Source organism: Pseudomonas sp. Pseusp11, from assembly GCF_047304405.1.
Classification (GTDB): domain Bacteria; phylum Pseudomonadota; class Gammaproteobacteria; order Pseudomonadales; family Pseudomonadaceae; genus Aquipseudomonas.
The window spans coordinates 16,089-30,355 of sequence record NZ_JBGLZF010000013.1; the positions used below are offsets into that span (position 1 = coordinate 16,089).

The following is a 14,267-nucleotide window of genomic DNA, read 5'->3' on the forward strand; positions in this document are numbered from 1 at the left end:
GTAAATGGAACGCCTAGACCATAAAGGGGACGGATTTATTTATTACTCTTGAGAATGCCGACACCTGGGACTCCAGACTGACAGACACCACCTTTTCCATCACCAACTGGCCCGATCTTCAAGACTCGCTAAAAGAAGATCTTCCTTCCAGGTCTCCTGAGCCAAAAAATAGATATCTTGAAAAAATCCACGGGGATCTTCCAATGCATACCACTCACCACGCGGCCAACTGCCTGCATCTTTTTCATCTATATCAAACAAACTCCGAAAATCATAAGACGCATCGCTTAGCTTTTCCGCTAGAAAATCCAGCAGCACGAACTTATGTCGATAGGACAGATAACCTAGATTCAAGCTGTATCTTTTGATCAGCTCCGCTCTATCAAAGCGATCATTAGGATTAAATACTTCCAGTTCCGCACCCCGAGTTTCCTCGCGATCATAAACATCAAAGACGCCAATAAACCACATCAAATCGGGTTGAAATTCTTCATTTAAAAACGGATCTCGCAACATCATTTTCTCTCCGAAGGAAAAGCAGTAAAAGGCCGCAGCACATTATCTTTATCGAATTTAACTTCAAACCAATTCAGATCTTCATTTAGTGTTGGGTTACGAGCATCTTTCTTGTTCGGTTTATAACCACGCCCGGCCCCAGGAAGTTCCATCCTTACGATCGGATTTTTATTCTGGTCCTTCCCTGTATGCGGGCTCAAACCTAACACTTCCCTTGTCATAGCTTTATTCAATGCCCCCAAATGCATACGCCAGTTTCTGAATTGAGAGCTCAAGTTCCCTCTGGCGCCTTTCGGAACCTCACCGGTATGAGGATCGGCCCCATTAACTGCTCGTTGATTGAGCGCTTGGTCAGATATTTCTGAGCTGTGTTTTTTGACTGTGTGCATATCATATTTTGCTTCCATTTCTTCAACACGCCGCTTCGCATTCGCCTCAGTCAGCTCATCAATCCGCGCCCGCCGCTGCTCACCCGTCAGCTTCGGAAGTTGCGGCTCCCCCTCATCAACCCTAACGCCAGTCGTATCATCCGGCGCCCCACACCCAGGCTTATTCGGCGGCGGGCAATTCCCGCTTAACCCCAACGGATCAACCCAGCCCGTCGGGTTCGGCGTGTACTGGTACTGGTTCAGCCCACCCGCCAACTTGATCGGATCCGGCGTCAGATACCGACCAATTTCCGGATCATAGTACCGATGCCGGTTGTAGTGCAGACCACTCTCGGCGTCGAAATACTGCCCCTGGAAACGCAGTGGTTGCTCGAGCTGCTCGCCTCCACCGAGTGCCTGATGCGTGAGCTTGCCGTAGGCGTTGTACTTCGCCGACCAGACAATCTCGCCACCGAAATCCGTCAGTTCCTGCGGTGTGCCCAGGTGATCGAGCTGGTAGTAGAACGGGCAGGCCTTTGTCGGGCCTTTGCCGTCGAGCATGGCCAGCGGGCGGAAGCTGCCCGGCTCGTAGACGTAGCTGCGGTAGTGCTCTTTGCTGCTTTCAGCGACCACTTGGTCGCCCTGCCAGAAGAACTCGGTGGTATTGCCGTCGACGGTTTTGGCGATGCGACGGCCAAAAGCGTCGTAGCGATAACTCGCGCAACTTCCATCCGGCAACGTGACGCCGACCAGCCGATGCTGGCAGTCATAGCGGTACTCGGTGACCAGTTTCTGCCCGGTGCCGCGACGCTCGCGGACCAGGTTGCCAAAGGCGTCATAGTCGTAATGACGGTCGCCTTGCATCAACAGGCGATTACCCAGCACCTTCGCGAGGCCGGGGCGGTCCTGCATCAGCAAGTTGCCCGCCGGGTCATGAGCAAAACTTTCCGGCGGCTCGTCGCGGGTGTGGCGAACGCGGGTCAGGCGGTTGAGTGCGTCGTAGTAATAGCTGCGCTGGCCGTGACGGCTGTCGGCGATGGTCGCCAGGTTGCCGTTCACCGCGTAGCTGTAGTGGCGCAGGTACAGCGGTTTGGTTGGCTGGTTGATTGCGTGGGCTTGCAACCGGCCTTGTTCGTCGTAGTGGTACTGGCTGGTGAGCTGACCTTGTTGGCGTTGTTGTTCGCGGCCGAAGACGAATTGGTGGCTGGTGAGGCGTGCGCCGTTGAGGTCGATGGCCGTCAGCGCACCGCCCTTGGCGTGGTGGTAGTCGAGTTTGCTGCCGTCCGGCAGACGCAGGCGGTTGAGCTGGCCGCAGGCGTCATAGCCATAACGCAGGGTGCCCCAACCCTGATGCTCGGTGATCAGGCGGTCCTGCTGGTCGTACTCGAACTCCAGCGGGTGATCGTGGCCGTCATCGACACCGAGCAGCCGGCCCAGCGAGTCGTAGCGGTATTTAACCTGGATGCCGTCGGGCAAGGTTTTGACCAGCAAGCGCCCGGCCGAATCCCGCTCGTAAGCCGTCACCCGCTGCGAGCCGTCATCACCGAACTCGGTTTTCTCCAGCAGGTGCCCATTGAGATCGTAGGCGTACGCGGTGCGGCGACCGTCGAAGCCGGTTTCCTGGCGGATCAATCCGCTGGGCGTGTAGTCCAGCTGATATTTTTCGCCGGATTCGTTCTCGATTTCCGTCAGCAGCAGCTGCGCATTGTCATAGCGGTACTTGATCTGGGTGCCGTCGGGATTGATCCGGCGGCTGACCAGATGCAGGTCGTCGGCGTACTCGTAACGGGTGATGCGGCCCAGCTCATCGCGTTCGGCGATGATCTTGCCGTAGGCGTTGTAGCTGAACCCGCGCACGGCTCCAGTGGGCAGCGTCGTCTGAATCAGTCGGCCGACCGCATCCCATTGGTACTGGGTGAGCGCACCGTGTTCGTCCTGACGGGTAATCTGCCGCCCCAGCGCATCGTAGGAAAACCGCCGCTGACCACCGTCCGACAAGGTCTCTTCGAGCAGCTGTCCCAAGGCATTCCAGACGAACACATGCCGGCTGGTGTCCGGATAGCGGATCGACAGCAGCCGACCCTGAGGGTCGTAGTGGTAATGGGTGACCTGCCCGTCGGGATCGGTCGCCTCGGTGACATCGCCCTGAGGATTGCGCTGGTATTTCCACACCGCCTGACCGCGACAGCGCGCATGCAGGAAACCGTTGCGATACTCATAGGACGTCGGTTCGTCTTGCGGCGGAATCAGCGCCACCAACCGTCCGACTTCGTCATAACGGTATTCGGTGACAGCTCCCTGCGGATCCTGCTCGGCGATCAACCGGCCCTGCTTGTCGTAGGCCTTGAGCTGTTCGCCGCCATCCAGCCCGACCCGGCGCACCAGCCGCGCCCGGTCGTCGTGGACGTAAACCTCTTCACTGCCGTCGATGTTCAGGACCGTGACGCTGCCCGCATCATCCCAGACGTAGCGCGCATCCATCTGCGCAAACGACGCCCAGTGCCGGACGCAGCGGGCCGCCTTACCGGACCGTTCCCACTCCCAGAAGAAACTCGCGCCACCGGCCAGTTGCCGCTGCAAAATGACGTGGTTGTCGTCGTAGTCGTAACGCTCGCTTTCGCCGGCGGCGTTGCTCGCTTCGATCAGTTGGTCGCGTTCGTCGTAGTGATAACTGACCAAGGTTTGTTCGGTGTGCCACGCCTCGGCCAGGGTCTGGGCCGGGCGAAAACTTTGGTAGTCGACAGCGATCAGGTGGGCGCGGTCATAACGCAACAGCAAGGCACGACCGGCACCGTTGTCGAGGCGCTGGATGCGTTCCTGACGGTCGCGGGTGATGCGCAGGCGGTTATCGTAGGCGTCGCTGATCGCTGTCAGCCGACCGAGGTGAAAGTGGTAGAACCGCGTGTCGTCGCCGGCCTGGGCGAGGATCAGTTCCTCGGGGTCATCACCGAGATAAATCGCCGCACGCGACAGGCTGTTGTGGATCGCCGGGCGTTCGCTGCTCGGCAGCGGGAACGTGGTGCGGCGGTTTTCGTGGTCGATCCACATGACCTGGTCGCCGTCGATTTCCAGCCGATGGGTGAGCGAATGACTCCAGCCAAAACCGAGGCCGACATCGATCTCGGCGGCGCTGGTGCGATAGAGCCGGGTGAAGTCGAACGGCAGGATGCCGTCCAGCGCACCGTCGGTGAGGGTCAGCAGTTCTTCGCCGGTGACCATCGACACCGGGCATTTGTTGGTCGCGGTTTTGTCGACTGAGTCGGCGCTGTCGCCGTTGGGGTTTTTCGCCTGATCCGGGGAGTCGTCGTGGTGTCCGTTTTGCTTGAGCGTGGTGTTGCGTTTGGCATCCCAGCGCAGTTGCATCCGGCCTTTTTTCAGCCCCGCCGCAACACCGCGTGCGGCGACCGCTTTGTACTGGTCGACGTACTTCATGAAGGTGCTGAGGATATTGAATGTCGCCTCAACGAAGCGCATCGCGAGACTGGCCAGCCCCATCCCGTATTTGAGCCCGCGAGCCGTTAAATAGGCTTTGGCAGCGGGTATGCCGACACCTGTGAAAGCCAGTACCGAGGCAATCAGAATATCGATCAGCACCGAGACAATGACTTGGCTGGCCGCCTCTGCTGCGTTGCCAGCGATCTCGCTGGGCGGGAGCATTTCCAGCCAGAGACTCGCAGTACGCAACAATAAACACAGCGCCGCTTCGTCACTGGCCAGCAGCTGGATTTTTTGCATCACTTGCGGTGATTTTTCCGCCAGCTCACGCAGTTGATCGGCACCGCTGCCCAACCGCTCCGCGAACCGGCCGGGGTCCTTGAGGATGTCCGAGAGCAGGCCGAGGCTGTCCCACACGCCCATGACCGCCGCCCAACTGCCCGCCAGCATGCCGTTACCCGCGGCCGCAAAAGTCGATTGCGACCACTGCGGTTTGAAACCTTCCCACTCACTGCGTAGCCAGCCCTCCAAGTCGCTGGTCAGGCCTTTGTAAGAATCAAAAAGATCGTTGATTTTCGAGGGTGCAACTTCACCCTGGACATGAACGCGATAGAACTTGCCGGGTGTGCCTGTGAACTGCCCTTTACCATGTTCATCGAGCGTGACTGGCGTGCTTTCGCCGCCATCAACGGCAATCACATCGACCTGAATGTTCCCCAACGGAATGTCATAAACCGATTCGAACTTGCTCTCGATCTGCAGAATTCCACTAGCCGGACACTGCGCAAGACCCGAGATAAAATCATCGTCGCCACTGCTCACTGCAGTCATGGTGTCGCCGAGTTTTATCAGCCGCTCCATGTCCAACAGCGAAGGCATGTCCATCGCCCGGCTGACCCTGTCCGCATTCCGGCTCAAGAAGCCGCCAAGTTGCTGGCGATACAAACTCAAGGTGTCTTTAAAACCGTCGAGCTCCTGCTCGATCCGTACGATCTGATCCATCAGTCCAGCTCCGTCATCAGGTAATCCACCAAGGCTGATTTCGGCGCTTGAGGCAGGTCTGGCATCTCAAGAAAGCTCGCGACTTTGTGCCGCAACACGCTTTCGGAGAACGCCTCATAAAGATCAGGGCGGTCTTCGCTCAACCACTTCAGCAGGTTGTTGATATGCGTTGTCGCGGACTCGGTGGCGAGGTGGTTGAGCAGCAACTCGGAAACCTCCCACCACGGAAAAACCCTGGCGGTTTTCAGCGCACTCCCACCGACGTCCAACGCTTGGCCATTGATCAGGCAGCGCCCGATCACCGGCATCAGTTGCGCGGCGTTGACCTCGGCAGACTGCAGAATCGGCAGCAAATAGCGCCCATCCCAATAGCGGAAAAACACCGCGTTGCCGTTGGGCATCAGAACTTGTGTAAGGCTGCGCAAATGCTCGACCAACGACTCTTGAGTGGCAGAAGAAACCGCCAACCACCCCCAATCGCAGGACTCAGTGGCAGCGACCCACTGCAGAAACTCACTGTCAGTGGCGGCGATTCCGACATAGGGCATCACCGCTTCCCACTCGGCGTAGGCAGTGCCGGCCCAGATCGGGCTCGGCGCTTGTGCAGTGATCGAGCGTTGCCAGGTTTTGAACGGTTCAGCGGCACTGGCGCTGCTGAAAATCGCGAACAGTTGCTCCGACGGTTGCAGTGGCTGGTGCTCCAGCCAGGCGCGAGGCGACAGGACATCAGGCGGCACAGACACCGTCCTTGCAGCGCTCGCACTCTTCGCAGAACGGCGCGTCGCTTTGCAGGCTGAGAATCTGCGCGGCACTGAGCAGCGCCGCCGGGGCTGCTGCGAGTTTCAACGGCACATCCGGCAAACTCGGCGCAGAAGCCATGGCCGCCATCGGTGCGCCACCGACCTGAATCGGCACGCTGCTGAAAATCCCGCCGGGACCGATGTTGATCCACTGTCCGCCCGCCTGAATGGTCGCGCTGGCGCCGCCGTCGATGACCACTTGCTGGCCGGCGCTGACGTGGAACTGCTGACTGGCGTTGAGGGCCTGACTGGTCACGCGAATGTGCCGGTCGCCAACCACCACCAAGTGATCGTCCCGCCGCACTTCGGTCTGGCGCTGACCGTGGGTGATGCGTTTTTCGTCGGACTTCAACTCATGGCGGGCGGTGCCGGTGACGACGATGCTGCGCTGGTTATCGACCTGCACCTGTTGATCGTTCAGCACGTGCTGAGTCCAGTTTCGCTGGGCGCGCAGGTAGATTTCCTCGGCACCTTTGCGATCCTCGATGCGCAACTCGTTGTAACCGCCGCCACCGGGACTGCTTTGGCTGCGGAAAATACTGCGGGTCTTGTCCGCCGGCAGATCGAGAGGCACAGGCGTCGCGGCGTTGGGCAGGCACCCCATCACCAGCGGTTTGTCGGCATCGGCATCGATAAACCCCACCAGCACTTCCATGCCGACGCGCGGAATCATCACGCTGCCGTAACGGTCGTGAGCCCAGCCAGTGGCGACGCGTAGCCAGCAACTGGAGTGTTCGTTGAGCTGACCGTCACGGTCCCAGGCAAGCTGAACCTTGACCCGACCGTACTCGTCGCAATGGATTTCGCTGTCAGCCGGGCCGGTGACCACGGCGGGTTGATAGCCGAGCATCCGTGGTTTTTCTGGCCCCAGTGGAGGGCGAAAAGAAACGTCCCACGGCGTCGCCAGAAACGTATTGCGATAGCCCTGGAAATCATCCGGGCTGTCGCTGGTGGCCGACTCTTCCAGCACTTGCGGCTGACGGCCACGGTGTTCGATTTCGGTGATCAACCACAGGTCATTCCACGCCTGACGCGGGTGTTCGGCCAGGTGTAGGAAATGCCCGCTGACCAAAGCGGATTCATCGCCGCGACCTTCGGCCTGACGGTAATCCGCGCTGTGCCGCTCCAGCGCTCGTTGAGCCAGGTGCTTGCCGTGTTCGCGATCGGTGAATTGGCCGGGGAAGTGGTAGTCCTCCAGCACCGGTCGCTGCTCGCTGTCGAGGCGGCTCTCGAGTTGCAATCGCGGTTTCTGGAAGTCGTAGTCACGACGGGTGACTGCGGTGGTCCGGGTTTCCAGCCGTACATTGAAACGCTTGATCGCCGGCGCATCCGCAGCCATCCCGCTGCCAGGCAGGTACAGCGTCGGTTCGGGCAGACGAGGGAAAACCGTCTGGTCATCGCCGAACACCAGAAGATGCCCGTCGGGGCTGTGCTGAAAGTGGTAGTGAATGCCGACCTCGGCACACAGGCGCTGGATGAAGGCCAGATCGCTTTCAGCGTATTGCACGCAGTACTCGCGCTTGCGGTAGCTGCTGCCGAGTCGGAACTCGAAGGCATCGCGCTGGATGCCGTGGTCTTTGAGAATTTGCGCAACGATCTCCGGCACGCTTTTGTGCTGGAAAATCCGCTGGTTAATGCGTCGGTCGAGATACGCCAGACGCGGTACGAGACTGATCTGGTAACCCGTCAGACGGTGCCCGGAATCGCTCTGGCCGACACGAAAAATCTGACCATGAATACCGGAGCCTTGCGCATCGAAACTCAGAAACGCCTGACGATGCAGCAGGCTTTCGAGCTCTATGTCGGGCCGCTCGCTGACCAGTTCCAGGTCAAAACGGTAGGGTTGGCTGATGGCTTCCTTGCCCGTGAACTCAAGCACCTTGAGCTCATTCTGGACGCCGTCGAGGGTCAACGTGAAACGCGGTTGATTGGCAGGCGCGAACATCCGATGTGTCTCTGCAGAATGAAGGCGGGCGATTCTGCATGAGCGACAAGGGGTGTTGATGGAGGGACAAGGAAATCAGATTTACCCTGCTTTTTTAGGGATTTTTCCTTCAAAAAACTGGATAAAGCACTACAGACATTCCTGTCAGAAGCACCACCGAACAAATGTGGGAGCGCAAAAAAACGGCCCGCCTCCAAAAGGAAGCGGGCCGTTTTCATGTTCGGCGAAAGGTCAGAGCATCAGCTCATCCCCCTCATTGGTTCAGGCGGAAATCCTTTTCGGCCGCGGCGAAGCGCGAAAGCATGCCGCTGGTCGGTGCGCCCATTTTGCTGACGATGTAGATCGCCAGGCTGGCGAAGATGAAACCAGGGATGATTTCGTACAGGCCCAGCAGTTCGAAGTGTTTCCAGACGATCACAGTGATCGCGCCGACCAGGATGCCGGCCAGTGCGCCGTTGCGGGTCATGTTTTTCCAGATCACGGAGATCAGGACAACTGGACCGAACGCAGCACCGAAACCTGCCCAGGCGTAGCTGACCAGACCCAGTACGCGATTATTCGGGTTAGCCGCCAGAGCGATAGCGATCAGCGCAACCAGCAGCACCATGGCACGGCCGACCCAGACCAGCTCAACCTGGGAAGCACTTTTACGCAGGAAAGTTTTGTAGAAGTCTTCGGTCAGGGCACTCGAGCACACCAGCAGTTGGCAGCTCAGAGTACTCATCACTGCCGCCAGAATGGCCGACAGCAGCACACCGGCAACCCACGGGTTGAACAGGATTTTCGCCAGTTCGATGAACACACGTTCGTGGTTTTCGCTCACTGGCATGGCCACGGCAGGGTGTGCCGAGAAGTAAGCGATGCCGAAGAATCCTACAGCGACGGTGCCGCCCAGGCACAGGATCATCCAGGTCATGGAGATGCGACGAGCGTTGGCGATCGACTTGACCGAATCCGCCGCCATGAAACGCGCCAGGATGTGCGGCTGGCCGAAGTAGCCCAGGCCCCAGCCCATCAGCGAAATCACGCCGATGAAGGTGGTGTTTTTCAGCATGTCGAAGTTGCTTGGGTCTTGCGCTTCAATGGCCAGGAACGTGGTGTCGATGCCGCCAGTGGCCAGCAGCACGATGATCGGCGTCAGCAACAGGGCGAAGATCATCAGCGTGGCTTGTACGGTATCGGTCCAGCTCACCGCCAGGAAACCACCGACGAAGGTGTAGGCAATCGTCGCCGCAGCACCGGCCCACAGCGCTGTCTCGTAGGACATGCCGAAGGTGCTTTCGAACAGACGGGCGCCAGCGACGATGCCGGAAGCGCAGTAGATGGTGAAGAACACCAGGATCACCACCGCGGAGATGATCCGCAGCAGGCCGCTTTTATCTTCGAAACGGCTGGAGAAGTAGTCCGGCAGGGTCAGCGCATCGCCGTTGTGCTCGGTCTGCACACGCAGACGGCCGGCGACGAACAGCCAGTTCAGGTAAGCACCGACGATCAGGCCGATGGCGATCCAGCTTTCGGAAAGACCGGACATGTAGATAGCGCCCGGCAGGCCCATCAACAACCAGCCACTCATGTCGGAAGCACCGGCAGAGAGTGCGGTCACGACGCTGCCCAGGCTACGGCCGCCCAGAATGTAGTCAGAAAGGTTGTTGGTGGAGCGATAGGCCATGAAGCCGATCAGCACCATTGCTGCGATGTAGATCACGAACGTGATCAGGGTTGGATTGCTTACGCTCATTGAGTTACGCCCTGGCATTGTTTTTATGTAGCAGCGGCTGGTGAACCGCTCGCAAACGATGACGTTTGACAGACGATTCGGGGGCCCGCGCATTTATGACTGATGTTTCCCCAGGAAAGCCATCAGCCGGTGCACCGACCGTTTCGACCGGTTGCACCTTGGCCGCGAATGCTATTCAACAAAGCAAATAAGGTGCAACCAGTTTCGTTCGAATAAGTTGCACCTAGTCGGTTTTTCTTGAGAAAGGTCTGTTTTTGCTCCCTTTTAGGGCGTTTTTCAGGTTGCACTAGAAGTAAAAGCACCAAGCAGGCACAGGACTTGTGTACCAGAATTTATTTCCTGACGAGCTGCCTATTATTCCGACAAAAAAAGGGTTGCACCCGGTTGCACCTCGACCAACGCACAGCTAATCTTGCCGTCAGCTGATGCCACGCGGTCGTGGCAAACATGAGGATAAAAATATGGCTACCACCACCCTTGGGGTCAAACTTGACGACCCGACCCGCGAACGCCTCAAGGCCGCCGCGACCTCGATTGATCGCACGCCGCACTGGCTGATCAAGCAGGCAATTTTCAATTACCTGGAAAAACTCGAGGGTGGTGCAACCCTGTCCGAGCTGAACGGTTTGAACGGCAAGGAAGTTGACGAGGTGGGCGAGGTCCACGTCGATCACGCGCACCAATGCTTCCTGGAATTCGCTGAAAGCATCCTGCCGCAATCGGTGCTACGCGCCTCGATCACTGCCGCTTACCGTCGCCCGGAACCTGAAGTGGTGCCGATGCTGATCGAGCAGGCGCGCCTGCCGGCACCGATGTGCGACGCCACCAACAAGCTCGCCGCCTCGATTGCCGAGAAACTGCGCAACCAGAAGAGCGCCGGCGGCCGTGCCGGGATTGTTCAGGGCCTGCTGCAGGAATTTTCCCTGTCGTCCCAAGAAGGCGTAGCGCTGATGTGCCTGGCCGAAGCGCTGCTGCGCATCCCGGACAAAGGCACTCGCGATGCCTTGATCCGCGACAAGATCAGCACCGGCAACTGGCAGCCACACCTGGGCAACAGCCCGTCGCTGTTCGTCAACGCCGCCACCTGGGGCCTGTTGCTGACCGGCAAACTGGTCGCCACCCACAATGAAGCCGGACTGACCTCCTCCCTGAGCCGCATCATCGGCAAGAGCGGCGAGCCGATGATCCGCAAGGGCGTCGACATGGCCATGCGCCTGATGGGCGAGCAGTTCGTCACCGGCGAAACGATCGCCGAAGCCCTGGCCAACGCCAGCAAATTCGAAGCCAAAGGCTTCCGCTATTCCTACGACATGCTGGGTGAAGCAGCCCTCACCGAACATGACGCCCAGAAGTACCTGGCCTCGTACGAACAAGCCATCCATGCGATCGGCAAAGCCTCTCACGGCCGTGGGATTTACGAAGGCCCGGGCATTTCGATCAAGCTGTCCGCCTTGCACCCGCGCTACAGCCGAGCGCAGTACGAGCGCGTGATGGACGAGCTGTACCCGCGCCTGCTGTCGCTGACCCTGCTGGCCAAGCAATACGACATCGGCCTGAACATCGACGCCGAAGAAGCCGACCGCCTCGAGTTGTCGCTGGATCTGCTGGAGCGCCTGTGCTTCGAGCCGCAACTGACCGGCTGGAACGGTATCGGTTTCGTGATCCAGGCTTACCAGAAGCGCTGCCCTTACGTGATCGACTACGTGATCGACCTGGCGCGCCGCAGCCGTCATCGCCTGATGATCCGCCTGGTGAAAGGCGCTTACTGGGACAGCGAAATCAAACGCGCCCAGGTCGAAGGCCTGGAAGGCTATCCGGTCTACACCCGCAAGGTGTACACCGACGTTTCCTACATCGCCTGCGCGCGCAAACTGCTGTCGGTGCCGGAAGTCATCTACCCACAGTTCGCCACGCACAACGCCCACACCCTGTCGGCTATCTATCACATTGCCGGTCAGAACTATTACCCCGGTCAGTACGAGTTCCAGTGCCTGCACGGCATGGGCGAACCGCTGTACGAACAGGTTGTAGGCAAAGTTTCCGAAGGCAAGCTGAACCGTCCGTGCCGCGTGTACGCACCGGTCGGCACCCACGAAACATTGCTGGCGTACCTGGTGCGTCGTCTGCTGGAAAACGGCGCGAACACCTCATTCGTTAACCGCATTGCCGACCAGTCGATCTCGATTCAGGAACTGGTGGCCGATCCAGTGGCCAGCATCGAGCAGATGGCCACGCTGGAAGGCGGCTTCGGCCTGCCGCACCCGCGCATCCCGCTGCCACGTGACCTGTACGGTGCCGAGCGCGCCAACTCCAGCGGCATCGACATGGCCAACGAACATCGTTTGGCATCCCTGTCCTGCGCGCTGCTGGCCACCGCGCACAACAACTGGAAAGCCGCGCCGATGCTCGGTTGCGCCTCCAGCACTGAAAGCCCTGCGCCAGTCCTGAACCCGTCCGATCTGCGTGACGTGGTGGGCCATGTGCAGGAAGCCACCGTCGAAGACGTCGACAACGCGATCCAGTGCGCCTTGAATGCTGCGCCGATCTGGCAGGCCACGCCGCCAGCCGAACGCGCCGCAATCCTGGAACGTGCCGCCGATTTGATGGAAGGCGAGATCCAGCCGCTGATGGGCCTGTTGGCTCGTGAAGCCGGCAAGACCTTCGCCAACGCCATCGCCGAAGTGCGTGAAGCCGTGGACTTCCTGCGTTATTACGCGGTGCAGGCACGCAACGATTTCACCAACGACGCCCACCGCCCATTGGGCCCGGTGGTGTGCATCAGCCCGTGGAACTTCCCGCTGGCAATCTTCAGTGGCCAAGTGGCTGCTGCTTTGGCCGCCGGTAACCCGGTACTGGCCAAGCCTGCCGAGCAAACCCCGCTGGTCGCTGCTCAAGCCGTGCGCCTGCTGCTCGAAGCCGGGATTCCGGAAGGCGTGCTGCAACTGCTGCCGGGCCGTGGCGAAACCGTCGGTGCCCGCCTGGTCGGCGACGATCGGGTCAAAGGCGTGATGTTCACCGGTTCCACCGAAGTCGCGCGCCTGCTGCAACGCAACATCGCCGGTCGTCTGGATGCCCAGGGCCGTCCGATCCCGCTGATCGCCGAAACCGGCGGCCAGAACGCGATGATCGTCGACTCCTCGGCACTGACCGAACAAGTGGTCATCGACGTGGTGTCGTCGGCGTTCGACAGCGCCGGTCAACGCTGCTCGGCACTGCGGGTGCTGTGCTTGCAGGAAGATTCCGCTGACCGTGTCATCGAAATGCTCAAGGGCGCCATGGCGGAATGCCGTCTCGGTAACCCGGAGCGCCTGTCCGTGGACATTGGCCCGGTGATCGACGCCGAAGCAAAGGCCGGCATCGAGAAGCACATCCAGGCCATGCGCGACAAAGGTCGCAACGTGTACCAGGTGGCGATCGCCAACAGCGAAGAAGTCAAACGCGGCACCTTCGTCATGCCGACCCTGATCGAACTGGAAAGCTTCGACGAGCTGCAACGGGAGATCTTCGGCCCGGTGCTGCACGTAGTGCGCTACAAGCGCAAAGACATCGACCAACTGATCGGCCAGATCAACGCATCCGGCTACGGCCTGACCCTCGGCGTGCACACTCGCATCGACGAAACCATCGCCAAGGTGATCGACAACGTCAACGCCGGTAACGTCTACGTCAACCGCAACATCGTCGGTGCCGTGGTCGGCGTGCAACCGTTCGGCGGCGAAGGCCTGTCGGGGACCGGTCCGAAAGCCGGTGGTCCGCTGTACCTGTACCGTCTGCTGTCGACGCGTCCTACCGATGCGATCGAACAATCCTTCGCTCGCGGCGACGCTATCGCAGCGCCGGACGTGCGTCTGCGTGACGCCATGAGCAAACCGCTGACCGCGCTGCAAGCCTGGGCCGACAGCAACAAGCTCACGGACCTGAGCGCCCTGTGCGTGCAGTTCGCGGCGCAATCGCAGAGCGGGATCACCCGCGTGCTGGCCGGCCCGACCGGCGAGCGCAACAGCTACGCCATCCTCCCGCGCGAACACGTGCTGTGCCTGGCGGACGTCGAAGGCGATCTGTTGACTCAACTGGCGGCGGTATTGGCCGTCGGTGGTTCGGCGGTGTGGCCGGACGCTGAACCGGGCAAGGCCTTGTTCGCACGTCTGCCGAAGGAAATTCAGGCGCGGATCAAGCGGGTTGCCGACTGGACCAAAGACGAAGTGGTGGTTGATGCAGTTCTGCATCATGGCCATTCCGATCAGCTGCGCGCGGTATGCCAGCAAGTGGCCAAGCGGGCGGGTGCGATTGTCGGGGTTCATGGTTTGTCGCAGGGCGAGACCAACATTGCGCTGGAGCGTCTGGTGATCGAGCGGGCATTGAGCGTGAACACCGCTGCGGCGGGTGGTAATGCCAGTTTGATGACCATTGGGTAAACCGTAATAAAGCCGGGCATCTGCAATGGGTGTCCGGTTTTTTGAAGC

6 protein-coding genes are annotated in these 14,267 nt (G+C 59.8%); 1 reads left to right on the forward strand and 5 read right to left on the reverse strand.

Annotated elements, in window-relative coordinates; genetic code table 11:
• Positions 1 to 99: 99 nt before the first annotated feature.
• The 5 genes from ACCC96_RS12785 to putP form a co-directional block, all read right to left on the reverse strand.
• Entirely contained in the window at positions 100 to 519 is a 420-nt protein-coding gene (locus tag ACCC96_RS12785; protein WP_413696019.1) for a hypothetical protein, read from the reverse strand.
• Entirely contained in the window at positions 516 to 5,321 is a 4,806-nt protein-coding gene (locus ACCC96_RS12790) for an RHS repeat-associated core domain-containing protein (RefSeq protein ID WP_413696020.1), read from the reverse strand. The genes ACCC96_RS12785 and ACCC96_RS12790 overlap by 4 nt, the downstream gene beginning before the upstream one ends.
• Complete coding sequence (locus ACCC96_RS12795) at positions 5,321 to 6,058, reverse strand: DUF4123 domain-containing protein (RefSeq protein ID WP_413696021.1); 738 nt, start codon at positions 6,056 to 6,058, stop codon at positions 5,321 to 5,323. The genes ACCC96_RS12790 and ACCC96_RS12795 overlap by 1 nt, the downstream gene beginning before the upstream one ends.
• On the reverse strand, positions 6,048 to 8,066 hold the full coding sequence (locus ACCC96_RS12800) for a type VI secretion system tip protein VgrG (RefSeq protein ID WP_413696022.1): 2,019 nt from the start codon (positions 8,064 to 8,066) through the stop codon (positions 6,048 to 6,050). Before ACCC96_RS12800 ends, ACCC96_RS12795 begins: the two co-directional genes overlap by 11 nt.
• 253 nt (positions 8,067 to 8,319) lie before the next feature.
• Entirely contained in the window at positions 8,320 to 9,804 is a 1,485-nt protein-coding gene (gene putP, locus ACCC96_RS12805) for a sodium/proline symporter PutP (RefSeq protein WP_258672127.1), read from the reverse strand.
• Between the two features lie 461 nt (positions 9,805 to 10,265).
• Between putP and putA the strand changes: the two genes are divergently transcribed.
• A complete protein-coding gene (putA, locus tag ACCC96_RS12810) occupies positions 10,266 to 14,219 on the forward strand; it encodes a trifunctional transcriptional regulator/proline dehydrogenase/L-glutamate gamma-semialdehyde dehydrogenase (RefSeq protein WP_413696023.1) in 3,954 nt (1,317 codons plus the stop codon).
• Positions 14,220 to 14,267: the final 48 nt, after the last annotated feature.